Source organism: Candidatus Koribacter versatilis Ellin345 (assembly GCF_000014005.1).
Classification (GTDB): domain Bacteria; phylum Acidobacteriota; class Terriglobia; order Terriglobales; family Acidobacteriaceae; genus Korobacter; species Korobacter versatilis_A.
In genome coordinates, this window is record NC_008009.1 from 1,073,010 (window position 1) to 1,098,350 (window position 25,341).

General features: G+C 55.7%; 19 protein-coding genes and 1 pseudogene. 12 read left to right on the forward strand and 8 right to left on the reverse strand.

The window, feature by feature from the left end:
• Window positions 1–438: 438 nt before the first annotated feature.
• The 7 genes and pseudogenes from ACID345_RS04435 to ACID345_RS04460 form a co-directional block, all read right to left on the reverse strand.
• Window positions 439–1,143: a hypothetical protein gene (locus ACID345_RS04435; RefSeq protein WP_148210013.1), complete on the reverse strand. Its 705-nt coding sequence runs from the start codon at window positions 1,141–1,143 to the stop codon at window positions 439–441.
• 1 nt (window position 1,144) lies between these two features.
• On the reverse strand, window positions 1,145–1,675 hold the full coding sequence (locus ACID345_RS04440) for a phage tail protein (protein WP_011521669.1): 531 nt from the start codon (window positions 1,673–1,675) through the stop codon (window positions 1,145–1,147).
• Between the two features lie 12 nt (window positions 1,676–1,687).
• Window positions 1,688–3,316, reverse strand: a complete 1,629-nt coding sequence (locus ACID345_RS04445) for a phage tail sheath family protein (protein WP_011521670.1) — start codon at window positions 3,314–3,316, stop codon at window positions 1,688–1,690.
• A 56-nt stretch (window positions 3,317–3,372) separates the two neighbouring features.
• Entirely contained in the window at window positions 3,373–3,612 is a 240-nt protein-coding gene (locus ACID345_RS04450; RefSeq protein WP_011521671.1) for a hypothetical protein, read from the reverse strand.
• A 198-nt stretch (window positions 3,613–3,810) separates the two neighbouring features.
• Window positions 3,811–6,573 carry a hypothetical protein gene (locus tag ACID345_RS25120; protein ID WP_228370799.1) on the reverse strand — a complete coding sequence of 921 codons (2,763 nt, stop codon included), beginning with the start codon at window positions 6,571–6,573 and terminating at the stop codon, window positions 3,811–3,813.
• Between the two features lie 135 nt (window positions 6,574–6,708).
• A pseudogene (locus tag ACID345_RS27425) lies at window positions 6,709–7,407 on the reverse strand (DUF4157 domain-containing protein); the annotation flags it as partial.
• A gap of 171 nt (window positions 7,408–7,578) precedes the next feature.
• On the reverse strand, window positions 7,579–8,634 hold the full coding sequence (locus ACID345_RS04460; RefSeq protein WP_011521673.1) for a sigma 54-interacting transcriptional regulator: 1,056 nt from the start codon (window positions 8,632–8,634) through the stop codon (window positions 7,579–7,581).
• Window positions 8,635–9,138: 504 nt separating this feature from the next.
• Here ACID345_RS04460 and ACID345_RS04465 point away from each other — a divergent pair.
• Genes ACID345_RS04465 through ACID345_RS04485 form a run of 5 tightly spaced genes read left to right on the forward strand, consistent with a single transcriptional unit; the run spans window position 9,139 to window position 14,683 of the window.
• Entirely contained in the window at window positions 9,139–9,720 is a 582-nt protein-coding gene (locus ACID345_RS04465; protein ID WP_041855438.1) for a twin-arginine translocation signal domain-containing protein, read from the forward strand.
• 48 nt (window positions 9,721–9,768) lie between these two features.
• Window positions 9,769–12,372, forward strand: a complete 2,604-nt coding sequence (gene fdnG / locus ACID345_RS04470; RefSeq protein WP_083763667.1) for a formate dehydrogenase-N subunit alpha — start codon at window positions 9,769–9,771, stop codon at window positions 12,370–12,372.
• A gap of 10 nt (window positions 12,373–12,382) precedes the next feature.
• Window positions 12,383–13,273, forward strand: a complete 891-nt coding sequence (gene fdxH / locus ACID345_RS04475; protein ID WP_011521674.1) for a formate dehydrogenase subunit beta — start codon at window positions 12,383–12,385, stop codon at window positions 13,271–13,273.
• Window positions 13,260–13,928, forward strand: a complete 669-nt coding sequence (locus tag ACID345_RS04480) for a formate dehydrogenase subunit gamma (protein ID WP_011521675.1) — start codon at window positions 13,260–13,262, stop codon at window positions 13,926–13,928. The genes fdxH and ACID345_RS04480 overlap by 14 nt, the downstream gene beginning before the upstream one ends.
• Window positions 13,928–14,683: a formate dehydrogenase accessory protein FdhE gene (locus ACID345_RS04485; RefSeq protein ID WP_011521676.1), complete on the forward strand. Its 756-nt coding sequence runs from the start codon at window positions 13,928–13,930 to the stop codon at window positions 14,681–14,683. Before ACID345_RS04480 ends, ACID345_RS04485 begins: the two co-directional genes overlap by 1 nt.
• A 384-nt stretch (window positions 14,684–15,067) precedes the next feature.
• Here ACID345_RS04485 and ACID345_RS04495 read toward each other — a convergent pair whose 3' ends face one another.
• The gene (locus ACID345_RS04495) at window positions 15,068–16,111 is read right to left on the reverse strand and encodes an HPr kinase (protein ID WP_011521677.1); all 1,044 of its coding nucleotides are present in this window, start codon (window positions 16,109–16,111) and stop codon (window positions 15,068–15,070) included.
• A gap of 62 nt (window positions 16,112–16,173) precedes the next feature.
• Between ACID345_RS04495 and ACID345_RS04500 the strand changes: the two genes are divergently transcribed.
• From ACID345_RS04500 to ACID345_RS04530, 7 genes are read left to right on the forward strand one after another with little or no spacing between them, the layout of a single operon-like run.
• Window positions 16,174–17,679, forward strand: a complete 1,506-nt coding sequence (locus ACID345_RS04500; protein ID WP_011521678.1) for a B12-binding domain-containing radical SAM protein — start codon at window positions 16,174–16,176, stop codon at window positions 17,677–17,679.
• Window positions 17,673–19,178, forward strand: coding sequence for a B12-binding domain-containing radical SAM protein (locus ACID345_RS04505; RefSeq protein WP_011521679.1), 1,506 nt, complete (start codon window positions 17,673–17,675; stop codon window positions 19,176–19,178). Before ACID345_RS04500 ends, ACID345_RS04505 begins: the two co-directional genes overlap by 7 nt.
• 8 nt (window positions 19,179–19,186) lie before the next feature.
• Window positions 19,187–20,674: a B12-binding domain-containing radical SAM protein gene (locus ACID345_RS04510; protein ID WP_011521680.1), complete on the forward strand. Its 1,488-nt coding sequence runs from the start codon at window positions 19,187–19,189 to the stop codon at window positions 20,672–20,674.
• Window positions 20,674–22,059, forward strand: coding sequence for a B12-binding domain-containing radical SAM protein (locus ACID345_RS04515; protein ID WP_011521681.1), 1,386 nt, complete (start codon window positions 20,674–20,676; stop codon window positions 22,057–22,059). The genes ACID345_RS04510 and ACID345_RS04515 overlap by 1 nt, the downstream gene beginning before the upstream one ends.
• The gene (locus ACID345_RS04520) at window positions 22,056–22,871 is read left to right on the forward strand and encodes a class I SAM-dependent DNA methyltransferase (RefSeq protein WP_011521682.1); all 816 of its coding nucleotides are present in this window, start codon (window positions 22,056–22,058) and stop codon (window positions 22,869–22,871) included. The genes ACID345_RS04515 and ACID345_RS04520 overlap by 4 nt, the downstream gene beginning before the upstream one ends.
• Window positions 22,868–23,875 carry a class I SAM-dependent methyltransferase gene (locus ACID345_RS04525; RefSeq protein ID WP_011521683.1) on the forward strand — a complete coding sequence of 336 codons (1,008 nt, stop codon included), beginning with the start codon at window positions 22,868–22,870 and terminating at the stop codon, window positions 23,873–23,875. The genes ACID345_RS04520 and ACID345_RS04525 overlap by 4 nt, the downstream gene beginning before the upstream one ends.
• Window positions 23,872–25,338, forward strand: a complete 1,467-nt coding sequence (locus ACID345_RS04530; protein ID WP_011521684.1) for a B12-binding domain-containing radical SAM protein — start codon at window positions 23,872–23,874, stop codon at window positions 25,336–25,338. The genes ACID345_RS04525 and ACID345_RS04530 overlap by 4 nt, the downstream gene beginning before the upstream one ends.
• Window positions 25,339–25,341: the final 3 nt, after the last annotated feature.

Here is a 25,341-nt window from a genome sequence, read left to right on the forward strand (position 1 = left end):
ATGGCCGTGCGGGAGTTGCTGCGTTGGGAAGAAGCGCTGGTCGCTGTTCCTTGGGGGGGAGGAGCGGAGAATAGGGCGGAGGAATTAGCGACTGCTGACTCTCGACATCATGTGGTGTTGATGGCCGAGATTTCGTCGAGGCCTGCTTGTCTGTCTCTTCTTCGTCTCCGGATGCTGAGTAACTACGAGTCGGAGTATCCTGGCGAGTTTTGTCGGGCTGTTGGGAAAGGTCTGACCGGGAAAGCTCAAAATCAAGATTTACGCGGTGTGATGTCGAGCGCGACTCGCTGTTTGTAAGCGTGGTATCCGACATTTCGGATTGCATACCAGACTCGTCACCGAGTTCAGGCGTCGAGGGAGCGAACATTGAGCCCACCATCGGATGCACGCGTTGCGACGGTTGTGCAGCGGATCCAGCGAGTCTTTGGAGATAACCACTCATGCGTGCACCATCTCCATGTAATTGGCTCGGCGGGTCGCAGAAAGGGAGAGGATTTCGCCTTCACTCCAGCCGTAGGCCGATGCGATGGCATGTACTTCCCAAAGTGCCCGTTTGGCGCGAGCCTCGATCTCACTCCACAAGAAGTTGACGAGATCGATGGTTTCTTCCGAGTGGTTCTCGCACTTCGGACACACGAACGAGATGCGAACCTCCGCCATGGGATCGGCTTGTGCCATGGCTTCGCCCAGAGGCTCCGTGTCTTCCACCCGCCATTGCTCCACTGACTCTCCTTCAGACAGGCAGCGCTGAACCAGCGCTAGAGCTGCATCGTTAGGATCGTCTTCGGTTTGCAGTGCAGCGAGATCGCGACTTGTCGGTAAGCGAAAAACGCGATCGCGAAAGCTAATTCGGCCGGTGCGTACGGACTGCTGCTCGGAGAGAAGAACTCGCGCGTCAATCTCGAATTCCATTTTTTCGTCGCATTCAGAACACACGGACCAACCTTGTAGCTGAGGGCCGAAAGTGACGATGTGCGTTTCCAACAGAGCTTGATTCCGACGACCAAGGGGCCAGTCGGCAATGTCTGCCGAAGCAACCTCGGGAGCGACGGCGGCAAGCGTCATCACCCCGCGGTCGAGTGGGTGCATTCTGGCGCCACGCTCCCAGAGGTCGAGCACGCCCGATATGGAGAGTGCTCGCACGCTACGTCACCACAGTGGCCAGGGTCGGTTCTTTCGGTTCGGAGACGCTGGTGTCGCGTTCCCATCCTTCGTTCTCAAGCTTGATGTGCTCGATCGCGATCGCATTCGCGTTGGCGTCGAGATCAGGCAGCGCCTGATACTCGGACACCCAGCAGCGGAAGATCTTGTATGCCATGACTACCTGGCCGGCCTCGTTGTAGAACTCGAGATAGATCTCCTTTCGGAAATCGGCGAGGGAAACCTCTGAGCCGAGGCCAGCGCCGAAATTCCACACTTTGCCGGCCCAGTCGTGAAAGTTGAGGTCCTGCGTCAGTCCGCGCTCGAGTGTGATCGGTTCATATTTCGTGCGGCCGGGAGACTTATGCGAAGTAGAGGGATCGCCGCCGGAACGGTGCTCGACGACCTCCGTCGTGCGCTTCAGTCCGGAGACTTTGCTGCCGCCGTAGACGTACTTGCCGTCCCACTTCAAACGAAATTTGAAGTTTTTGTACGGATCTAATCGCTTTGGATTTGCTGGAAACGGAACGCCCATACAATTTTCTCCTTACGCCTGAAGCTGTCCTGCCATCTGCTGGATCTGTATTACGACGAATTCTGCGGGGTAGAGCGGAGCGAATCCGACGAGAATGTTGACGATGCCCTGATCAATGCTCGACTGCGGATTGTTGTCGGCGTCGCATTTGACGAAGTAGGCCTGTTGCGGAGAGGTGCCTTGGAATGCGCCTTGCAGGAAGAGGCCCTGCATGAAGGCACCCACGTTCATGCGGATCTGTCCCCAGAGCTTTTCGTCATTGGGTTCGAAGACGACCCACTGGGTGCCGTCGTACAACGAGCTTTCGAGGAAGAGAGCGAGACGCCGGATGGGAACGTACTTCCACTCGGAGCCGACCTGGTTGTTCCCGCGCAACGTTCGCGCACCCCAAATGACGTCGCCGTACACAGGAAAGTTGCGGAGGCAATTGATCGCCTGGATATTTAAGCTTCCGTTCTGCGCGTTCGTGAGATTGAGCGTGAGACCGGTGTCACCAGTGAGGCTGGCGTCGATGCCGGCAGGCGCTTTCCAAACCCCGCGGGCTGTGTCAGTCGCCGCATAGAGGCCCGCAACAAAGCCGCAGGGTGGAAAGGCGCGAGTGCTATTGGTTTGCGAGTCGAACTGGTTGACCCACGGAAAGTAGAGCGCGGAGTTGATGGAGTTTACGCCAGTAATGCCAGCCGGACCGTTTAGTGCCAGGTCTTTCACCTTGTCGTCCGACTTGGAATCTACGATTAGGAATGCGCGGTTGTCCACGCAGTACGCTTGCAGTTCGGTGATGTTCTGGACCACCGTTTCGCCGGGAACGCAAAGGATGTTGAAGATGGGAACGGTATCGAGCAACCGAACACCTGCGGTTCCGGCTCCGCCCGAATTGAGCATTTTCTCGAAGACGGTGTCGCCCGGTGCCAGCGGCGTGCCGTCGTTTCCGTCAACGCTGGCATTCAATGCGATAGAGCCGGGATTCGAGGCTTTCGGCGTGGTCGGAACGCCGGGAGTGACGGTCAGCGTGACCGGGGTTGGGGCCATCTTCGCCGTTACATAGTTCGACTGTTCGTTCAGGATGTTGACGACGTAGCGTCCCTGCGTGTCGGCAGAGTTCGTCGAGAGATTCGAATAGCTCTCAACAATGGTCTGCGCAGACGTGACGGGATCGGTGTAGACAACCGAGAGAGTAAAGCGGTTGTAATCGTCAATTCGCGGCTGGACCTGGATGGAGTAGTTCTTCGCCCATGCGCCTTGGTTTGCGGCCGATATTGTCAATCCGGCGGCACCTTTCGTAACGGTGACTTTGCTGGGTGACACGCTCGCGTCGAAGGTTATGGTCTTGATGTTGACCGACGCCGTCGCAGCCGCCGTGTTGCCGTTCGTGGTGTCGGAGACGAGTCGCACGATGTAGGCCTGTTGTCCGCCGTTGTTAAAAAACTGATTGACGGAGTAGCCGAGATTGCTTCGGGCGTCGAGGCCGCCGAATTGGTTCGCGAAGTCTGCCCAACTCTGGACCAGTGTGGCTTCATCGGTCGGGCCCTGCGCTGCCCAGCCCACGAAGGCAGCGATGGAGGTAGCGACGCCTGTGATGGTGTGCACTCCACTGGGAATTTCTTCAATGTAAACGCCAGGAAACGTGAAAGTCGGCGGCATCTTTCGTCCTCCTCAAGTCCGCATTTTGCGGACAAGCCATTCGCCGTAAGGCGATCTCATCCACAATGCATAACGCGGAGTGCACTCACCGGAAGGACTACGGCCTGCTGTGCAGTAATTCGCACCACGGCATAGGCACGCAGGTTGTTCCCGGAATCTGAAAACTCAACCACCACCCCATTGGCCTCGAGTTCGGCGGTCAGGTTCGCAAGCACTTCCGCCGGCTCCGGCAGAAAGACGTCGGCGATGCGGAAGGTCACCCGGTCTCCGACTTGCGCAGTGTTCGCGAAAGGCATGCAGAGTTCTCAAGTGGGAGAGTGGCAATTCAGGTTCCACAAGGATTGACTTGTGAATGCATCGCTACGTCATTTTCGGGTAGCGCAATTCAATGCTTTGCGGAGCGAGGGACGCGGTGAGATGACTTTGTGTGGAAATAATTCTTGCAAAGGTCTGCCAAACTTGTCAGCGACACTGCAGAAAGTGGCAGTCAATCGCTACTTCGGAAGGGGTAATTTGCCGCCAGTCTTTGTCGGAAGTGTCGTCATGTATTTCTTCATCTCGATCGCGACTTCCCCTTTGCGTTGTGTCATAGCCTTGACGCCATCCTGCCCGTACGCGCGAACGCCTGCCTTCCAGTCCGTCAGTCGGGTGCGGTTGCTCTTTGAAGAGTTGAGTGGTTCCTCCATCAAGAACAAGTTTTTTTCATAGCTCACAAGTTTCTTCTGCGAATCTTCCGTGAGCTCCCAGAAACCGTCCCAGTTGGACATTTCGTCAATGGAGTTGAGGTGGTCAATGCTGGGATCTTGAATCTTTTTGCCGGGCTGACCGCTGAAGGCTGAGTACTCGTCTATGCCTTTTGCGCGAACAAGCACGGCGCGCTCCGCCGATGCCGAGTACGAATAGGCTCGAATGGGGGCAAGGGGATCCGCCGCGAGTTGAGCGATGGCAGCCTGCTTCTTCCCGATCTCCGACCCAAGTCTCGCAGCTTCACCGCGCAGATCGGCAAGTTTTTCCCGCTTTTCCTGATTAGGTTCCGAACTGCGTTCCGTTTCGCCAATCTCAATCTGGTTCTGCAACAGCAGCCCACGCAGCCTTTTGATTTGCAACTCGGTCATATCGCTCTGCGATTTCCGCTCGGTTGTGATCTTGGCCTTGTTCTCCGCTCGCTTGGCTGCCTCCGCCTTCTTCGCTTCCGCATCGGGATCGATTTTCGGAGCGCTCTTCGCCTTGGCGGGTGCTTTCTTTACTCGGTCCTTCGTTGGGGCTGTTGTCTCGTCTGCCTTCGTCGTCGAATCATCGGACGCGTTCGTCTTCTTCGCAACCTTGGTCTGCTTGGCTGCCTTTCCTTTCGATTGAGACTTGCTGGAATCGTCAACGTCCGGCTCCGCCGCCTTTTTGGTCGCGGTGGTGCGGGCGCTCGCTTTACCTTTTGCCTTGCCGCTTCCAGAATCGCTGCGGCGTTTCTGGTCTGCGGTATCCGTTTTTTCGACCTTTTCGTCAGCACGAACCTTCTTGACATCCTTGTATTTCGTTTCGTCTTCAACCAGGCGCTGCTTCGGAGCGGTGGTCTTTTTTTCTGCCTTTTTGGTGTCTGCAGTTGGCGGAGGTTGTGGCGGGTTGGCTTTTTTTGGCTCGACTTTGGGCGTCTGCGAAGCTTTCGCAGTTTGATCAACCTTTGGGGCCTGCGGAGGCTTTGTAGTCTGGTCAATTTTCGGGGGCTGCGGCGGTTTGGTCTGCTCGATTTTCGGCGGCTGTAGTTTTGGCGGATCCGGCTTAGGCATCGGATCTTGCTTCGTCGCGCGTTGCCGAAGAGCTTCCGGTTCGAGACGAGGAGAAAGACGCTCATCGGTCATTTGCGCCATCTGCCGACGCTGGTCCATGCGAGCCTTGACGGGTGCCGCCACCATCAGGCCGGCATCCACCATCGATCCGATTTCGGCACCCTTCTCGCCGCCGATGATGCGCCCAACCAACGAGCCGGGACCCGCATTTGCGATCTGGTCTAGTTGCGCGAGGATGTGGTTGATGCGGTTGTTCTCGAGAGCAACTTTGAATTCCCCAAGGGTGCCTTGGTGGGTGGAACCGTCCGGGAGCGTGCGAATGGCCACAATGCGATCTTCCGCTTCGTGCTCCCCTTCGGTAAGGTCGTATTTGATGCCGTACTGATCGCCCGCCATTGGATCGCGACGCAATGCCGAGCGTGCTTTGGGTGAGAGACGGCGGAAATTCATTAAGGCATAGTCAACGCGGTCCCACTGCAGGCTGGCGAGACCTCCAGTGCCTTGCAAAGCGCGGAATCCGAATGGACCGATCAGATTCTCTAGCGACTCTCCGCAACGGCCGATGAACGTAAACATGTCCACCGTATCGAAAAGTTCCATCGACGCGTCGATGAGATCGATGAGGCTGTCGGCCGCAGGTCCATTGGGATCGACGGCCTTCACAAGCACAACCAGCGCATCCATCGCGCGGTGTGTCTTGAATTTTGTGTCAACCTGTTCAGCCTCTTTCGGGTTCTTGCGCTCCCATTCGGTCTGAGCTTTGTCCCAAGCCTCGCCGAACTGCTTCGCGTAACCTTCCTTCGCAATCGCCGCATTCAAAGCACTTATCGCAGCGTCTTTTGCAGGGCCTATAGCATCCGCCGGAAGTTTGCCCTTCGCGATCTCCGCCATAAAGACGTTGTGAAAAGCATCGTCGTATTCCTTTTCGTGCGGGACGGAGGTGGTGACTTTGTAACCGATCTGTTCGAAGCTCTGCTTCTTATTGATGAGTTCGTATTGCTTCCACAAAACCGAATCCACCATTTGCTTGACGTGCTCTTCGCGGCTCTTGGACTTGTCTTCCTGGCCGATGTACTTGTCAGAGACGTCTGTATCGCTCCCGCCCGTGGTTTTCTTGTAATTGGCAAAAAGCTCTAGAGCAATGTCACCGATCTCCTGCCTGCCGTCGACCTTTATCATGGTTCTTGCTGTCGTCGGCTTGATCTTGAGGTCATTGAGTTCGAAGATACTTTCGTCGCGTTTGTCAGGAGCGTCGTCGCGCCAGGGGTGGAAGACGACATACAGACGGTTGCTGGACGGAGTCTTCGCGTCAATCAACATTTTTTTGTCGATCATTCCTGAGAGAACTTCGCGACTGTACGTCTGGCGCAAGAGGTCCTTCGCAAATCTGAGTTTCATCAAGACGACGGTCTCGTCGCCGGTCAACTCAGGCATATCTTCATCGCGTGCGATCTGGGCGGAGGTACGAGGCACCATCACCGAAGCATGGCTTCGCCCTCTCTGGTCACCGCGCGCTGTTTCTTCGGCGGTACGCCGGGCATTCACTTCGGCCGGTGAACCCCGTGAGCTCATAGGCAGTTGGGACGGGAACGAATTGATATTGCGTTGTTGGAGGGTATGGACGAGTTCGTGGGCGAGAAGAGATCGGCCCTCGGCTGTGCCAGGTGAATAGCGACCTGCTGAAAACACGATGTGCTGGCCCAGCGTGTAAGCTTTCGCCGCAAGAGCCCTCGCGGAGCGGGCCGCTGCGGCGTCGGCGTGTATCCGAACGGTTTCGAATCCCCAGCCGAATCGTTCCTCCATCATTAAGCGAGTTTCGCGCTCCAACGGTTCGCCAGGCGTGTTTACAATCCTGTCAACCCCGGACTGTTCTAAGGACTGTTCTCGTAGACTGTCGTCGCTCTTCTTCTGAATCGATCCCTGGGCGGCCCTTTCTTGCTTACATTTGTCGCACGTGCCGCCGCATTCGCATTTCCGCTGGACAACCGGCTCTGAACGAGCTGTTTGCAGCGACGAGCTGAGCGGTCGGCGTAGTACCGCCGCAGCCATGTCGTCCGCCTCCCGTTCGAGGGAGTCGCTCGAGATACGGTTATGCCCAGCAAACGCAGATGGACGTGGGTTCGGATCGTCCCCGTGAGCGGTGAGGTTCAGCTTCGAGATTGAGAATGAATACTCGGGCTGGGAGGCTTCCTGCACGGACTGGTCGGCCGAGAAGTAGTTCGTCGCATTTTTCGCGGGCGTAGCGGCCTTTCCGGCCGGGGACGGTTTCGTAATTGCCAGACGTGCAGATGTTCGCAAGCCGACGCTCATCGTGAAAAGCACAGACTTCTGCGCATGTGGTTGCAACTTGACTACCACTTTGAGGCGGTGCACAACTTTGGGAAGTCGAGGAAATTAGAGGTTCCCGTCCGATTTGAGGATCGGCGCGCCCACCTGTACCAATGCAACTGAAGAATGTGGCAGTGCGCTAGGAGCTCAGCCCTATGCCTCTTTCGATCCGCCGATCCCGTGTGCGCTCATCTTGTGGTAGAGCGTGCGTTCACTGGTCTGGAGGAGCTGAGCGATTTCGCGACGGGTCTTGCCGCTAACCTGGAGAGCTCGCCGCAGCAGTTCGCCTTCGATCTTGCGCATCAATTCAGGGAAAGGGAGCTCGTTGCGTACCATGATGAGCCACAGGAGGTTGGCGGCAGCTGGGATGTCGCTTGCAGCTTGGGTCTCGGTGGCCGAATCCGCTTCTTGGCGGAGCCAATCCGCACGTGTGAGGGAATCGCCTTCGTTTTTTAGGAACAACATCCGCTGAACGGCATTCTCCAATTCGCGGACGTTTCCCTCGAAACGACAGACTTTTAGGTATTGCAACAGCTCGGGATCCAGCGACTCGATGCGTTGGTAGAGTGCGGGGTAGCGGTGGGCAAATTCCAGCACCAGTGCAGCCAAGTCATCGCCGTCTCGCTCGCGTAACGGTGGCAGGTTCACTTTGATGACGTTGAGCCGATGGTAAAGGTCCGCGCGGAACTCTCCTTGCGCTACCAGAGGTTCAAGCTGCCGGTTTGCTGCCGCGATGATCCGCACATCTACATGCTGTTCGCGATCGGAACCGAGTGGCCGGATGCTGCCTCTTTGCAGCGCGTCCAGCAACTTCGGCTGCAAGCGCAGTGGCAAGTCGTTGACGTCATCGAGGAACACGGTGCCACGTTCCGCCGCCTGAAAAAGACCAGACCGGGCTGACACGGCGCCGGAAAACGAACCTTTCCGATGGCCGAAGAGTTCGCTTTCGGCGAGGCTTTCGGAGATCGTGCTGCAATGCACGGTGACGAACGGGAAGCGTCCCCGTTTTTCGTCGAGGGCATGGATGGCACGCGCAAGGACTTGCTTCCCGGTGCCCGTTTCGCCCTGTAAGAGCACCGTGGTATCGCTGGCATGGGACGCCTTGTATGCGCACTGAAGGACGCCCGACATGGACGTACCAGTGGTCACAAATCCCAATGCGCTGAAGATGTCGCGCAGTTTTTCTGGCTCGGGCAGTTTGATTCCCAAAACTTCCTCGCGGGGGAGCTCCGAAACCGGGTGAGGGTAGGTCGAAGCGGGAACATCGGGGATCTGAAGCTGTGAGTGAGCCGTTCGGTGGCAATGACTGTCCTGCGTCCGCACGGAGAAGAAAAATGTCTTAAGGAGAGAGACTATGCCTTTGATTGGTATGTGCTGTCAATTGCTGTCGAGCAACGAAATTGGCTGGGGTATTTTGGGCCAAAGGTGCTACTTAGAGACCGTCCAGACGTACAGATGGGAGCTTGCAAGTGGGCGGAAGAATCGGCAAGAACCGCTTCGCCAGCACACGCGGCAATACTTTGGTATTGCCTCAATGAACTTCCTGAATCGTGTTCGCGGAAGGCCACATCGATTGCGAACATGGTCGATTCTTCTGCGTGTTTGACACCAAGATTTACTTGCAATACTTGACCGCCAAGAGTAAACGATTGGCGGGGTTTTGGGGTTCCACTCACAACACATTGGGCTGAGCAGCGAATTCTGGAGGTGGCCATGGGATTCACCCGCAGAGACTTCCTGAAAACTGCCACTGTTGGCACAGCCGCATTACCGATGCTCGGATTCAGTACCGAGCAAGCTTACGCGCAGGCATCCGAGCTGAAAATCGCGCGCACCACCGAGACCCGCTCAACTTGTCCATACTGCGCGGTCAGTTGCGGTGTCATCATCCACACGATCGGCGACAAGGCAAAGAATGTTACGCCGCAAGTGGTGCACGTCGAAGGTGACCCCGATCATCCCATCAATCGAGGTACGCTCTGTCCTAAGGGCTCGTCTCTGATGCAGGACATTCTCAACGAGCGCCGGCTGCTCAAACCGCAGGTTCGGCGTCCCGGTTCCGATCACTGGGAAGACATCTCGTGGGACACGGCCTTCGAAGAAATCGCGCAAAAGGTGAAGAAGACACGCGACGACACCTTCATTGAGAAGGACCCGATGGGACACACCGTCAATCGTTGCCCCGGGATTGCATTCACTGGCGGATGCACGGACACCAACGAATTCAATTTCCTCGTTGTGAAGACGATGAGAAGCATGGGGGTGACGTACCTGGAAAACCAGGCACGTGTTTGACACGGCCCAACGGTCTCAGGTCTGGGACCAAGCTTCGGTCGCGGCGCGATGACGAATGGCTGGGTAGACATCAAGAACACCGACATGATGTTGGTGATGGGTGGCAATCCAGCAGAAAACCATCCATGCGGGTTTAAGTGGGCGATCGAAGCCAAGCGCACTCGAAATGCCAAGTTGATTGTCGTTGACCCCAGATACACCCGAACTGCCGCGGTAAGCGACTTGTTCATCCAATTACGCGCGGGTACGGATATTGCTTTGCTCGGTGCGTTTGTCAACTACGCGCTGCAGAACGACCGCGTACACCACGACTATCTCGTCAATTACACAAACGCTGCGTTTATCGTGAAGGATGGTTTCAAGCTTCCCGAGGATGGACTGTACTCCGGCTATGACGCGGAGAAACATACCTACGACAAGAGCACTTGGAATTACGAAGAGGGCGGCAATTTAACGGGCAAGGCAGTGTCGGGAACCGCCGGGACTGGACAACCGCCCGCGAAGGCGAACATCGTTGCCGCTTCCGCACACCCCGCAGAGCAGGCTCCCGCACAGCATGGGATACCGGCAGCCGGTGCGACACTGCCGACGTTGCCGCCGAACATTGCCTACGACACCTCGCTCCAGCATCCGCGCTGCGTTTATCAACTGCTGAAGAAACAGTATTCGCGCTACACGCCGGAGCTTGTCGAACGCATTACCGGAATTCCGAAAGAACAGATTGTGCAAGCTGCGGACTTGTTTACTTCTGTACGCAAGAACGGCGATCCGAGGCAAGTTGGCACCATCATTTATGCCGTGGGGTGGACCCAGCATAGCTCGGGAACACAGACGATTCGTGCGGGCGCAATGCTGCAACTCTTGCTCGGAAACATTGGGCGCGCTGGCGGCGGGATGAACGCGTTACGTGGACACTCCAATATTCAAGGCGCTACCGATATGGCCGGGATTTTCGACATTCTGCCGGGATACCTGAAGGTTCCGACGCCTGCCGACGCCGATCTCACTGCTTATCTGAGTCGCACAACCCCGAAGACCGCAAAGCCCAATGAGTGGGCGTCGTTCAACTATTGGTCAAATACGCCGCGCTTCATGGTGTCGTTCTTGAAGTCGATGTACGGCGACGCGGCGAAAAAAGAGAACGGGTTCGCATTCGACTATCTGCCGAAGGTGGATCGCAACTATTCGTGGACTGAGATTTGGGATGGGATGTATCGCGGGGAAGTGAAAGGCATTTTCGCGTTTGGCATGAACGGCGTGATGATCGGCCCGAATAATCAAAAGAACATCAACGCGCTGAAGAAGGCCGACTGGCTGGTCGTATGCGAAATCTACCCTGACGAGACGAGCGAGTTCTGGAAATCTCCGGGAATTACTCCGGAGGAGATGAAGTCGATCAACACGACTGTCTATCGTCTGCCGGGTGCCGGTTTCGCTGAGAAAGACGGCACGATGGTAAATTCGGCACGCTGGCTGCAGTGGAAATGGGCCGCGGTGCCGCCTCCGGGAGACGCGAAACTCGATCAGGAAATCTTGTCGCGAATCTTCCTGAATGTGCGGGACCTTTACAAGGCGCAGGGCGGCAGATTCCCGGATCCCATCCTGAATGCTTCGTGGAACTACACCAACAAGCAGAATCCGTCGCTCTCTGAAATTGCCAAAGAACTCAATGGCAAGGCGCTTGTGGACGTGACGGACGATGCTACGCAGACGACCATCAAGGCCGGACAGCAGTTGCCGGGCTTCGCTTTTCTCCGTGACGATGGTTCCACTACGAGCGGGAACTGGCTCTACTGCGGCTCGTGGACGGAAGCCGGCGCGATGATGCAACGCCGCGGCACTGATGATCCGTCGGGGCAGGGGATTTATCAGAATTGGGCGTGGTCCTGGCCCGCCAATCGCCGAGTGCTCTACAACCGCGCTTCGTGCGACGCGAACGGCAAGCCTTGGGACGCATCTCGCAGCCAAGTGTGGTGGAACGAGTCGTCGAAGAAGTGGGTTGGCAACGATGTACCCGACTTCAAGGCAGATTCGGTTCCGACGGAACACATGGGGCCGTTCATCATGAACCCGGAGGGCGTTGCTCGCCTGTTCGTTCCGCTTGGACAGGTTGCCGACGGTCCATTCCCTGAGCATTACGAGACTTTCGAGAGCCCAGTGAAAAACTTGCTGCACCCGCAGCAGAACAATAATCCGGTAGCCAAGAAGTTCAAGAGTGACCTCGACAAGTTCGGTACACCCGAAGAAGGCTACAACATCGTTTGTACGACCTACCGCCTTACCGAGCACTACCACTACTGGACGAAGAACAATCCAATGAACGTTCAGTTGGTGCCGGAGCCGTTCGTCGAAATTCCGGCGGAACTTGCGAACGAGATGGGCATCCGCGGCGGCGAGAAGGTGAAGATCAGCAGCGCCAGAAATCATTACATCGCCAAGGCCATGGTCACCCGGCGCATCCGCGGAATGATGATTGACGGCAAGAAGACCTATCAGATAGGAATCCCGATCCATTGGGGATATCGAGGTATCCAGGAAGATGCTGGTCGGACCGCGCTAACGATGGTCAACGGTCTTACCGCAGCCGTTATCGACCCCAACGCGTTCACACCTGAATTCAAGGGTTTCCTCGTGAAACTCGAGAAAGTCTAAGGAGAAAAAGATGGCAAGCAAGCTTCTCCAGATCAAGGCGATCTCGGGCCACGCAGGAGTGGCGCCTGGCGCGAACATGTCGCGCGACTATGACGTGTGCAAGCTCGTCGACACAACCACGTGTATCGGCTGCAAGGCGTGCGAGGTCGCGTGTCTCGAGTGGAACGGATACGACTTCCAGCCAACAACGTTCGACAATACATACCAGACGATGCCAGACACGTCATGGAACTACTGGAACTTGATCCGCTTCGATGAGCACGTGAACGAGGATGGAAGCTTTAGCTGGTTGATGCGCAAGGACCAATGCATGCATTGCGAGGACCCAGGATGCCTGGCAGCGTGCCCCGCCGACGGCGCCATCGTGCAGTATGAGAATGGCATCGTTGATTTCAACCAGGCGAACTGCATCGGTTGTCAGTATTGCGTTACCGGATGTCCCTTCAATATTCCGAAATTCAATCCCACAACGAAAAAAGTCTTCAAATGTACGCTGTGTTCCGATCGCGTTGGCGCGGGACTCGAGCCTGCATGCATCAAGGCATGTCCGACCGGGTGCCTGCACTTCGGTTCTAAAGAAGACATGAAAGATCTTGCGAACAAGCGCGCCACGCAGCTCCGAGAGCACACAGCTCATCAGAATGCGGGTGTGTACGATCCTGAAGGAGTTGGGGGAACGCACGTTATCTATGTGCTTCATGACATCAATAATCCCGAGAAGTACGGTGGCCTGCCGAAAAACCCGACGGTAAATCCGATGGTTCGACTTTGGAAGGGACCATTGAAATGGATTGGAGGGCTGGGAATGATATTCGGCGCCGTCGGTATTGCGTTCCATTACTTGAGGTACGGGCCGAAGGAAGCTGAAATTCATCCGGGAGGCGATCGTGAGCGAAATTAGCCACGCTGTTCTCCGCCATGAACCGCCAGCGGGCCGCATTCAGCGGTTCACCTGGACGGAACGACTGATGCACTGGTACACGGCTGTTACTTATATTTATTGCGGCATCAGTGGCCTCGCGTTTTTCAGTCCACATCTGTATTGGATGGCGCTGCTTCTTGGTGGCGCGCCAAGTGCACGCGTGTGGCACCCGATCGTCGGGCTCGGATTCGTGGCGGGAATTTTCTGGATGCACCACTGCTGGGCGCGAGACCTCACTCTTGATGAAGACGATCGTCTCTGGCTCAAGAACGTGAAGTACTACATCAAAAATGAGGACGAGAAGTTGCCGCCGCAGGGCAAATATGACGCGGGGCAGAAGATTTACTACTGGGTCATGCTCGGTGCATCGATCCTGCTTATACTGACGGGCTTTTTCATGTGGTATCCCGAGATCCTGTCGCGGAGCATGCATTGGGCGCTCCCAATCTTGGTTTTCTTCCACGCGGTCGCGGCGCTGCTTACGATTGGCGGCGTGATGATCCACATTTACATGTCGGTCTCGAACGTGCCGGGCAGTTTGAAAGCGATGACGGAAGGTCACGTTTCGCGTGGCTGGGCGATGTTGCACGCGCCCAAATGGTATGCGCGAATAACCGCGAGGGAACCTCGCTGATGCGTGGCGTTTCGAATCCATGGCAGGAGAAGATCGATCGGGCGAAAGCCCTCATAACTCAATCCGACGCGGCCGCTGAGATCCTACGGTTTTACGCTGATATTGTCGGATTCCAGGAAACGGTATACAGCGCGCTCGATGATCGACATCGAATGCCCGAAGCCATGGCCGCTTTCATCCCTGGAATGCTCGCACTGATGGCGACACGGGGAACGTTCCAACTTAAACAAATTGCAGACTTTGCGCGCGAACTCGAATGGGCTGATGAGCTAAGTTCCTATTGGAAGGAACGAGTTACGGCGACCTACACGCCTATATCGTTAATATCGCAATCAATCCTTCAGCCTTTTGCGCGAAAACTTGCTACGACTGTTAATCGACAGGAAAGCTGGTTAAAGCCGGAATGTCCTGTTTGCGGATGTTTACCGCAACTGGCGGTTTTGCGCCCTGAGGGCGATGGGGCCAAACGACACCTGCTTTGCGGACTGTGCAGAACGGAGTGGGAATATCGTCGTGTGATCTGCGTGTACTGCGGAGAACTCGATAAGGAGAAGTTGCCTGTTTTTACCAACGAGCTCACACTCCACGTAAGGACATCGGGTTGCGATACGTGCCGTAGATACCTCAAATGCGTTGACCTTAGCGTAGACGGTCATGCCGTTCCAGAGGTGGAGGACATAGCTACACTAGCCGTCAGCGTTTGGATGATCGAGCAGGGATTTCAGCCGATCAGAGCGAATCTTTTCGGATTTTGAAGCGCTTCACCGTTCGCGGATCATCTCGGAAGATGCCCGTGATCGTGATTCAAAGATACCGGCAATAGATGATCCATGAGCTCGGACGCATCGGTGTCTGCCGATAAGAATGCGAAGGTCTGACGTCTGACACGGTCCACCATCACAAGGTTGCTTTCTGAGAGCAGAATGCAGCACGTCGAGGAACAGACTACTCGAGTGGGTGCGCTCATCCAACGAGCTTCGGCCTCGCGTACGATTCGGATCTCAAAACCTCGAAAGAGCTCCTGGTGGCGGCCACCTAATTGAGAGAGCAGACCCTCATCGTTCGTTTGGATGGACCCGTTTTCACCGACGAGTTTGAAGCGCATTTCAACGAAGCGCTTCAGAAGATCGGGCACAGGTTCACGACAATAAGACATCTGCGTGCGACCTCAAAGTTCGTTCGATGAAACGAGAGAGTTGGGCGGCCCCATACTGTGGTGATCCGGCATAACGGAAGCGCAGTGCGTCAAGGCCGCCTATGTGATCGATAACCGATCGCCTGTTTTCTGCCATCTGCGCCATTGAGTGCGGCAGTCGTTCCACGCTGTTCATCAGGAACCGTCGCGTATAGGACCCGGTAACTCGGGCGAGATGCGCCGTTCCAGTTCGAATGCGCTCCAAAAATATGATCAGGCTCGGCATGCAGACCCGCGAGGTCTTCAAGTCAAGTTGCGGAGCCGCAATCTCAAAGCCGATCTCGCCATTCGCCGTGGGGTTGGGCGACCACTGAGAGAGTTCGGGAAAATAAGCAGTGGCATCAGACAACAACTTTAGGGGCGCATCTAGACCGTGAACCTCAAGGCTGGCACCGGCGCGACGAACATACACCCAATCGTCAGAGAGAAAATCGAAACCTTGCTTTGCGAGGGCAACAGCGAGCGTTGATTTGCCCGCCATCGAATGGCCGGCGAGGAGAATTCCGTGGCCCTCGCTAACCAGGCAGGCGCTGTGCAATGGAAGCACGCCGACAGCGCAACCCATCACGCCCAGAATCAGTGGAATAATTCGCTGGTTCCAGAAATTCGAATCGCTAGCGACTTCCTCGGAAACCCATCCCTCGACCGACTTCTCAAGCAAGTCCAGAAGGAATGTGTTTTCGCCAAAACGGGCGACGACGAGGTGCTCCATGCCTCTGAACTGAGTGGGGGCTAATCCAGGAGAAAATGTCAACACGCGAATATTAATCGTCAGTTCTGGTTCGGTGCAGTCTGTGATTAACCAAGGTCGAAAGGCTTCGATCACTGTTTCTGAGTTGCTCGACAGAGAACAGAAAACTCCCGCGCAGCGAAGCAGCGTGCGAAACTCCGTGGTTGTCGGGACGAAGGTCAGAGTTCTTTCCTCGCAGACCAATGTACCGCCGATGTAGCCACACATTTCGGCGAACGCGAAAGTCTGACAATTCATTCACAACCTCGTGACAACGGCCGTGGAACGGACTCCTATAGTCCATTCCTCAAGGCAGACGCATGTCGAAAAAAGTCGTCTTCTTCTTTCCATCGTTCGCCAGCACTGAGGCCACTGCGCCGCTGGGGATCTTAGCCGTCGCGACTCCGCTTCTGCGCGCGGGCTACGAAGTGTGTTTGATTGACTCCACGATTACTCCAGATTTCAAGAAACGAGTGTTGGCGGAGGTGAAGGATGCGATCTGTCTGGGTGTCTCGCTCGTAACGGGCCCCATGATTCGCGAGACTATCGAGATCGCTAGAGCGATCAAAGAATGGAACCCCGAATTCCCAATCGTGCTGGGCGGATGGCATCCTTCGCTCCTGCCGACCCAGACATTGGAAGCAGAGTACGTGGATATCGTGGTCCGGGGACAGGGCGAAGAGTCGTTTCTCGATGTGGTGAGACACCTTGAAAGCCGCTCGGCAATGGATCTTGTTGCCGGGATTGGTTTCAAACGTGACGGAAAAACCGTCTTCACCGCCGAACGGCCGTTGCGGCCGATTGCTGATCTACCACCGAAGGCGTATCACCTCGCGGACTTCGATGCTTACGAACGCGTTTGCGGAAGACGTTGGGCGATGTACACATCCAGCCTTGCTTGCCCATTTAACTGTGCGTACTGCACGAACGCCGGGGTATACGGGCGAAAGTGGAATGCACTTCCAGCAGAGCAGTTCGTCGAAGAGACTGTGGATCTTACTCGACGCTACAACCTCGAAATGCTCTGGGTGGTTGACGACAACTTTTTGGTCGATCTCGATCGGGCACGAGAGATCGGTGCAGGTTTGGTCAGGGCTGGCGGGAATTTCAAATGGAGCATTCAGGCGACCACTAACCTCGTCGCAAGACTTTCGACGGAAGACTTGAAGTTGCTGCATCGGGCGGGGCTCCAACAAATCTGCCAAGGCGCCGAATCGGGTTCCGAAAAGGTGCTCGCGGCGATGAATAAGGACTTTCAGAACTTCGAGTCGATTTACGAGAGTGCTAAACGGTGTCTTGAAGCCGGGATCCGACCTTCTTTCAACATCATCTTCGCCTTCCCGGGCGAAGGACCGAAAGAGCGGCGCGAGACGGTCCACTTCATTCTCGACATGTGCACCAAATATCCGGGCGCGGAGTTTTGGACGAACATCTTCACTCCCTACCCAGGCGCTCCTGTGATGCAAAAAGCGAAGGAGTTCGGCATTGACGTGCCAACGAGTTTTGAGGGCTGGGCCGATTTCTTCCCGCGCTATACCGAATTGCCATGGCTAAAGGGGAGGGAACATCGCCGATTGCAAGTGATGCGCGACTACCTGCGAATGGCATTTGATCGGATCCCCATCGCTGCACAGCGTCGGACGTCATTTACACGTTTCGCGCAACGGGCCATTTCACTGCCTGCGCGTTGGAGACTGAAAAACGACTTTTATGCCGCGCCAATTGAGCTCTATTTGAATAACAAGCTGAAGAAGCGCATGACGATGAAGCCGGCGGTAGATGCCAAAAGGCTACAAACGACCGCCACTGCGGAGGCGGCATGCTGACGCGAGGCAAAGTCGTACTGTTTTATCCAGCCTACGAAGGCGCGCCTCTGAGTGCGCCAACATGCCTCTTGTCGCTTGCGGCCACATTGCGGGAACACGACTACTCCGTCGTAATGATTGACGCGGCGATTGTCCCGAATTCCAAGGATCGAGTTCTGCGAGAGCTCGATGACGCGCTTTGCCTGGGCATCTCCGTGCTAACTGGCCCGATGATCTTGGGAGCGATCGAAGTCGCCAAGGCAGCGAAAGAACTACACGCAAAGTTGCCGATTGTTTTTGGCGGGTGGCATCCGACGCTCCTGCCAGAGCAGACGCTCATTGAGCCTTATGTTGACTTCGTCGTCCGACGCCAGGGTGAGAGCAGTTTCTTGGAACTGGTGAATGCGATTGCCAGCGGACAAAGTGGCGAATTCATTTCTGGCGTGTCATGGAAAATCAGAGATCACTGCGAACACAACGTCGATCGTCCGACGCAGCCGCTGGATGCGCTGCCTTTGCCTGCGTACGACATGGTGGACTTCGACGCCTATGAGCGCACTGCCGGCGAACGGAAACTCGCGTATGCGACAAGCGTTGGCTGCCCGTATGCGTGCAACTACTGCACCGACATGGTCTTTTACAAGCGTCGATTCAACGCGCTGAATGCGGAGCGAGTAGTTGCTGAGATGACTGGCCTGGTGGCGAAATTCAAAATCGCTGAGATCGCCCTGCTCGATTCGAATTTTCCGGTAGACGTGAAACGCGCCGTGGCGATTGCCCGCGGCATTTATGAATCAGGCGTACCGTTCCGCTGGACATTCCAAGCATCGACTGACTTTTTGTTCCGGATGAGCGATGACGAAGTGAAAGTGCTTCGCGCGAGTGGCGTGTCCCACATGGGATTCGGAACGGAATCGACGTCTGAATCCGTGCTCAAACTGATGAATAAGCGTCACCAGCGAATGAATGAAGTTTACGAGACGGCGCGCAAAGCAGATGCGGCGGGCATTCGTGTCACTTTCAATCTGATCTTTGGCTATCCGGGGGAAACAGAAAACGATCGTGCAGAGACTTTTCGCGCAATGAGCGAGATCGCGCGAGAGTTCCAGAGCGTGAGTTTCTCTCCGAATATATTTACCCCTTATCCTGGAATCCCGATATGGCCGGAGTTGCGTGAGATGGGAGTGCAAGAGCCGCAATCGCTGCGGGAGTGGGCACTGCTTCCCTTGGGCGTCAATGTGTTGCCGTGGCTGCAGGGAAGGGACCTCGCGCGTTTGCAGCGAATGTTGGCGTATTTCTTGTTGAACAGCCATGTGAGGAAGAATTCCCGTTCTATATCCCGCGCGAGCCGGGTTGTGCGCCGAGCCGTGAGTGGATCCGTGCGTTGGCGAATTCGTAAAAGCAGGTTCTCGTTTCCGTGGGAATTGTGGCTCGCCAGGACCACTGAACATTGGGCAGAGAGACGTTCCCTTGTCACTGGGCAGGTATTGCCAAAGCCGAGCGCTGCAGTTTGTAACTGAGGTTAATCGTGGCCGACGTCCTACTCACACATTCATACCACCTGAGCTATGACCCCAAGCAGGTAAGGAAGATGCAGCCTTACCCACCGCTCGGGACGCTGTATGCGGCGGCGATTCTGCGCCAGCGCGGAATCTCAGTTGCCGTCTTCGACACGATGTTGAAAGAGCCCTCAAGCCTGTTCGTGGAAGCGCTAAAGGAGCACCAGCCAGCAGTTGTAGTCATATACGAAGACGATTTCAACTTTCTGACAAAAATGTGCCTCACTCGGATGCGACAAGTTGCATTCGAGATGATAGAAGCGTCGAGAGCTTACGGCGCGCGCGTGGTTGTGCACGGCTCGGACGCAACAGATCAGGCGCCGCTCTATTTACAGGCAGGCGCGGAGTTCGTTCTCCAGGGAGAATCGGAAATCCGACTCGGAGATTTGGTTGCTTCCATGCTGCTGGGTCGAACTCCGACGGAGGTTCCCGGGTTAGCGTGGCACGATACGAGCGGAGCAGTGATGCATCACGCATCGCCAGTAGAGCAGGCGAACTGGATGCAGCTTTCCACGCCGGCCCGCGACTTGATCGACCTGAAGCCCTATCGAGAGGCGTGGTGTGAAGCGCATGGATTTTGGTCGCTGAATATCGTCGCCAGCCGCGGGTGCCCTTACAGATGCAATTGGTGCGCGAAGCCGATCTCGGGTGATCGATTCCACCTGCGTCCAGCCAGGTTAGTGGCGCAAGAGCTATGTGAGTTACGGACGCGCTTCGGCGCGGACCACGCCTGGTTTGGGGACGATGTCTTCGCTTTGGACCATCGCTGGGCGGCGGAACTGGCGGACGAAGTCGAGCGTATCGGAGTGAGGGTACCGTTCAAGGTTCAGTCGCGCGCCGACTTGATGACTGTTTCAACTGTTGACGCGCTCCGCCGTGCAGGATGCGCGGAAGTATGGATGGGCGTGGAGTCAGGCTCGCAGAAGGTTCTCGACGCCATGGAGAAAGGCCTGAAGGTTGAGGCTGTAAGCCGTGCTCGAAAGATGCTCGGCGAGGCGGGCATCCAGGCTTGTTACTTTCTACAACTTGGCTACCCAGGCGAACTTTGGGATGAGATCCAACAGACGATTGCTCTCGTGCGACGCACGCGTCCCGACGACATTGGGGTGTCGGTGTCGTACCCCCTTCCAAATACTCGTTTCTACGAACAAGTCCGAGACCAGCTTGGGGCGAAGAGAAACTGGCGGGATAGTGACGATCTATGCGTCACGTTTACCGCCGCGTACAAAAATGAGTTTTATCTCGCACTTAGGGACGCACTGCACGCAGAGGTGGATTCGTGGAGCGCAAAACCGAACCCGACGAAATCCGTAGCCGAGCTTTGGCAGCGTGTTTATGAGCTTGAGCCAAATTCACGAAATGTTCGTCCGACAGAACTGCCTGATGCGTCGATAGGGAAAGGGCGTTATGCACCACTGATCTCGGCGGATGATCTCAGAATCGCGAGGGAAGTGTAATGGCCGAACTCCTTCTAACGCACGGGTATTTCCTCTTTGAAGACCCAAAAGAAATGCAGATCATGAAGCCTTACCCTCCACTTGGTCTGCTCTACATCTGCTCATATCTAAAGCAGAAAGGCTTCGACGTAGATGTATTCGATAGCACATTTTCTTTACGTGAGGATCTTTTCAACTACTTGCGAACGCAGACTCCGGGAGTGCTCGGCATCTACGCGAATCTGATGACCAGGGCGAACGTGGTTCAGATCGTGAAGGTCGCCCGCGAGGCCGGGTGGACGACGATTGTTGGAGGGCCGGAGCCCGGTGCGTACGCGCTCGAATACCTTTCCGCCGGCGCGGAATTCGTCGTGATGGGCGAAGGTGAGCTCACGATGGAGGAGTTGCTTTCATGTCTGCTCGCGAACCAAAAGGAGCGGGCATTGAATATAGCCGGGATCGCATTCCTCGACGAAAAGGGGACTTTACGACGAACTGCATCTCGGGAGCAGATTCGTGACTTGGACGCACAACCGTGGCCGGCGAGGAACAGTATTGATGTTGCACGATATGTCGAGACTTGGAGAAAGGCTCATGGCCAAGGATCCGTTTCGTTTATCACGGCAAGAGGCTGCCCGTTCAAGTGTCGCTGGTGCAGCCACCAAGTGTTCGGACAGACACATCGTCGGCGTAATCCAAAGCTCGTGGTCGACGAGGTGGAGTGGCTGCTCAATGCGTATTCGCCGGACATGGTCTGGGTAGCGGACGACGTCTTCACGATTAATCATGCCTGGATCCGAGAGTATTCGGCAGAGATGAAACGGCGATCATTACGAATACCGTTCGAATGCATAACACGCGCCGATCGTTTTAATGAGGAGATGGCAGTTCTGCTGTCTGAGCTGGGCTGTTTTCGGATTTGGATCGGCTCCGAGAGCGGCTCACAACGAATTCTCGATGCGATGGAACGCGGTGTTCGAGTTGAACAGGTACACAAAGCTACTGAATTGTGCCGTACTCATGGAATTCAAAGTGGAATGTTCTTGATGTGGGGATACGAAGGCGAGGAGGTCGCGGACATCGAAGCGACGATTGATCACGTGAAGCAATCGAAGCCGGATATTTTCCTCACGACACTCGCGTATCCGATTAAGGGCACGCCGTATTACAACGCGGTTGCTGACAAGCTCGTCGAAGTGCGACCTTGGACTGAGAGTTCTGACCGAGAGTTAGTCGTCGCTGGACGGCGTCCACGAGAGTATTACCAGCACGCCGACCAACTGCTTCGGGATGAAGTGGCGCTCACGCGACTGTCGCCTGAAACAGCCGGCGGAGTTAAACTAAGACAGAGAATTGCGGCATCGAGATCCGCGATGTCACTACTCACTGGGGGACCGACGAAATGACGACAATCGTCGATCCAAACTGTGCAGGGTCCGCCTTTGATGGAATCGCGAACGAGTACGACGAATTGTTCACGAATTCGCTCATTGGCCGCGCGCAACGCGCCGTAGTGTGGCGGGAGATCGACCGAACATTCCAGCCTGGCGACACCGTGCTCGACCTGAATTGCGGGACTGGAGAAGATGCACTCTATCTTGTTAAACGTGGGATTAACGTAGTCGGCTGCGATGCGTCGCGGCGGATGGTCGAAGTCGCACAAAACAAGCTTCGCGGAATAACTAATCCGGCGCGCGGCGAATTTCACGTTCTAGCCAACGAGCAGCTATGCGAATTACACGCCAGTGCGAAGTTTCAGGGAGTACTTTCGAATTTTGCGGGCATAAACTGCGCGTCGGAATTGCGAAACGTTGCGGTGCAAATGAGCAATATCCTCAGTCCGGGCGCCATCGCGGTGATCTGCGTGTATTCGAAATTCTGCGCCTGGGAAGTAGTGTTTTTCGGTTTAAAGGGACAGTGGAAACGGGCAGTGCGCCGATTCGGGCGTGAAGACACCGCTCGAGTTGGCGGCGCGAGCGTCACGGTCTATTACAGATCCCTTCGTGAGATTCGAGAGACTTTCGCTCCTTGGTTCCGCGTATGCAGAATCCAGGCGGTCGGTTTAACGGTCCCACCTTCTTTTCTCGAACACTGGATATCGAGAAATCGCAAGTTGTGCCGCACATTCATGAAAGTGGACGATGCGTTGCGAGCGGTTCCGGGAATACGGGCGTGTGGCGATCATGTGTTGATCACCTTCGAGAGGCGTGCAGCGTGAACGCGATTCCGCACTTACTGACGCCCGTTCGCTCCGGCAAGGTCGAATCCGTGGATGATCTGGTTCTCCAATGTCCGCGATGTCGTCAATGTGCTGGGACAATATCGCGTTCTCATGCGCCAGAACGGGCTGATCTGATCTGCGCGACCTGTTTGATCACTTTGAGATTGCGCAGAGGAATTTGGAATGCGCTTCTCCCCGAACGCGAGGCGTATTTCGCAAAGTTTCTCGACAACTACGAGGCGATTCGATCTGCCGAGGGACGGGGAAGCTCCGATTCCGCTTTTTACCTGGCGTTGCCTGACAAGGACCTATCGGGGAAGAACGAAGAACAGTGGAAGATCCGTCGTCGGACGTTTCAGTGCCTGGAGACCGAGATCATCGGCCCGATTGCCAGCCGTGTAGCGCGAGGACTAGACATCCTGGATTTAGGCGCCGGAAATGCGTGGCTGAGTTATCGTGCCGCGTTGCGCGGACATCGACCGGTTGCGGTGGATCTCATTGACAATGATTTTGACGGGCTCTGCGCTGCTCAGCACTACCGGCAGCGTATTCCCGGCATGTTCCCTCGCGTTCGTGCAGAGTTCGACTATCTTCCTTTTTCGATGGACCAATTCGACGTCGTCATTTTCAATGCTTCGTTTCATTACTCCGAAGACTACGCGCGAACTCTTTCTGAGGCCCTTCGCTGCGTGCGCCGGCCGGGATGGATCGTAATCGCAGATACCGCTTGGTACCGTCACGAAAGTCAAGGTGAAGAGATGTTGCGAGAACGCGCAGCCATATTCACAGATCGTTTCGGCACAGCGTCGAATGCATTGAACTCTCGCGAATTTCTGACCGACGAACGCTTGCAGGCGCTCGAGCAATCCTACGGATTGCGCTGGCAGCGATTTGACCCTCAATACGGGATTCGATGGAGGATGAGACCCTTCATCGCGAAATTGCGAGGGCGCCGTGAGCCGTCGCGTTTCCGGATCTATGTTGCGGAGGTGACACGGTGATCGTCCTTGTGAATCCCCGCGCAACTCGCCCGAAGAACCGTCGTCTTCCTCTCTCAGTGCTCGCACTCGGCGCTGTCCTCGAGGGACGAGAGGAATACGCGATCGTAGATGGCAATGTGGATGAGCAACCGGAAAAAACGGTCCTCTCTCTAATTGACAAGAATCCCGTCGAATTACTCGGGCTGACAGTCATGCCGGGTCCACAGATGGCCGCGGCAATGGAGATTTCGCGCAAGATTCGAGCACTGCGCCCACATGTGCCGATCGTGTGGGGTGGGTACTTTCCTTCCATCTATGCGGACGCCACACTCAATGCGTCTTACGTTGACTATGCGGTTCGTGGCCAGGGAGAGAACACCCTCATTGAATTGCTCGAGGTAGTCCGCGGAGTTAGATCGCCCGATTCGATTCTGGGCCTCTCTTTTAAGGATCGGACTTTTGGCATGCATCGACATAATGCCGAACGTCCGATGCAAGGTCCTGACGCATTCCCGTGGAGCCCTTTTCACCGCTTGCGGGTCGAACAGTATCTCCGGCCGTCGTTCTTTGGAGAGAGGACCGCTGCACATCACGCGAGTATCGGGTGTCCTTTCCGCTGTAGTTTTTGTGGCGTGCACGCTGCCTACGGGAACCGCGAATTGATGGAGAGTCCAGACCGCACGGTTGCGATCCTCTCGCACTTGAAACAAACCTACGGTGCCGACTCAGTCCAATTTTATGACATGAATTTTTTCATGCGCGAAGACCACGCGCGGGAGCTAGCGGAACAAATGCTTCCGCTGGGAATGAAGTGGTGGTGCGAGGCGCGCATTGACACGATGTCCCGCTACTCCGATGCCACGCTTGATTTACTAAGGCGCGCGGGCTGCAAGATGATCTTCTTCGGAGCGGAATCCGGAAGCGACTGGGCGCTGAAGGAAATGGAGAAGGGAATTACGACTGAACAGACATTGACCGTGGCAGAGCGTATGCAACAGCACGGGATAATCCCAGAATTTTCTTTCGTGATCGGGAATCCCCGTGATCCGGAACGCGATACAAGAGAGACGTTGGCGTTTATTCGCAAAATCAAAACGCTGAATCCGGCATCGGAAATCATCATGTATCACTACACACCGGTTCCTCAGCGCGGCGCGATGTATGGGCAAATTGACGGGAAAATCAATTTTCCGGCGACTCTAGAAGAATGGGCCACCAAGCGATGGATGGACTTCACGCTTCGTATCGATCCCAATACTCCATGGCTAAAACGTAAGACGAAGAAGTTGATTGAAAACTTTGAAACGGTCGTCGCTTCGCGATGGCCAACGGTACAGGATATCGCCGCTCCCAAGTGGAGCCGGAACCTCCTGCGAACCCTGAGCGCCTGGAGATATTGGTTTCGCATTTACGCGTTTCCCCACGAACTCAGGCTGGCGCAGCGATTTATCCAGCTACGGCGTCCCAAACAGGAGAGCCTGTAAACG

Coding starts and splice junctions, on each gene's coding strand:
- ACID345_RS25120 (WP_228370799.1), bottom strand. CDS start 6,573: ATGGTGCCTCGTACCTCCGCCCAGATCGCACGCGATGAAGATATGCCT.
- ACID345_RS04465 (WP_041855438.1), top strand. CDS start 9,139: ATGGGATTCACCCGCAGAGACTTCCTGAAAACTGCCACTGTTGGCACA.
- ACID345_RS04445 (WP_011521670.1), bottom strand. CDS start 3,316: ATGCCGCCGACTTTCACGTTTCCTGGCGTTTACATTGAAGAAATTCCC.
- ACID345_RS04505 (WP_011521679.1), top strand. CDS start 17,673: ATGCTGACGCGAGGCAAAGTCGTACTGTTTTATCCAGCCTACGAAGGC.
- ACID345_RS04520 (WP_011521682.1), top strand. CDS start 22,056: ATGACGACAATCGTCGATCCAAACTGTGCAGGGTCCGCCTTTGATGGA.
- fdnG (WP_083763667.1), top strand. CDS start 9,769: ATGACGAATGGCTGGGTAGACATCAAGAACACCGACATGATGTTGGTG.
- ACID345_RS04515 (WP_011521681.1), top strand. CDS start 20,674: ATGGCCGAACTCCTTCTAACGCACGGGTATTTCCTCTTTGAAGACCCA.
- ACID345_RS04450 (WP_011521671.1), bottom strand. CDS start 3,612: ATGCCTTTCGCGAACACTGCGCAAGTCGGAGACCGGGTGACCTTCCGC.
- ACID345_RS04485 (WP_011521676.1), top strand. CDS start 13,928: ATGCGTGGCGTTTCGAATCCATGGCAGGAGAAGATCGATCGGGCGAAA.
- ACID345_RS04495 (WP_011521677.1), bottom strand. CDS start 16,111: ATGAATTGTCAGACTTTCGCGTTCGCCGAAATGTGTGGCTACATCGGC.
- ACID345_RS04440 (WP_011521669.1), bottom strand. CDS start 1,675: ATGGGCGTTCCGTTTCCAGCAAATCCAAAGCGATTAGATCCGTACAAA.
- fdxH (WP_011521674.1), top strand. CDS start 12,383: ATGGCAAGCAAGCTTCTCCAGATCAAGGCGATCTCGGGCCACGCAGGA.
- ACID345_RS04500 (WP_011521678.1), top strand. CDS start 16,174: ATGTCGAAAAAAGTCGTCTTCTTCTTTCCATCGTTCGCCAGCACTGAG.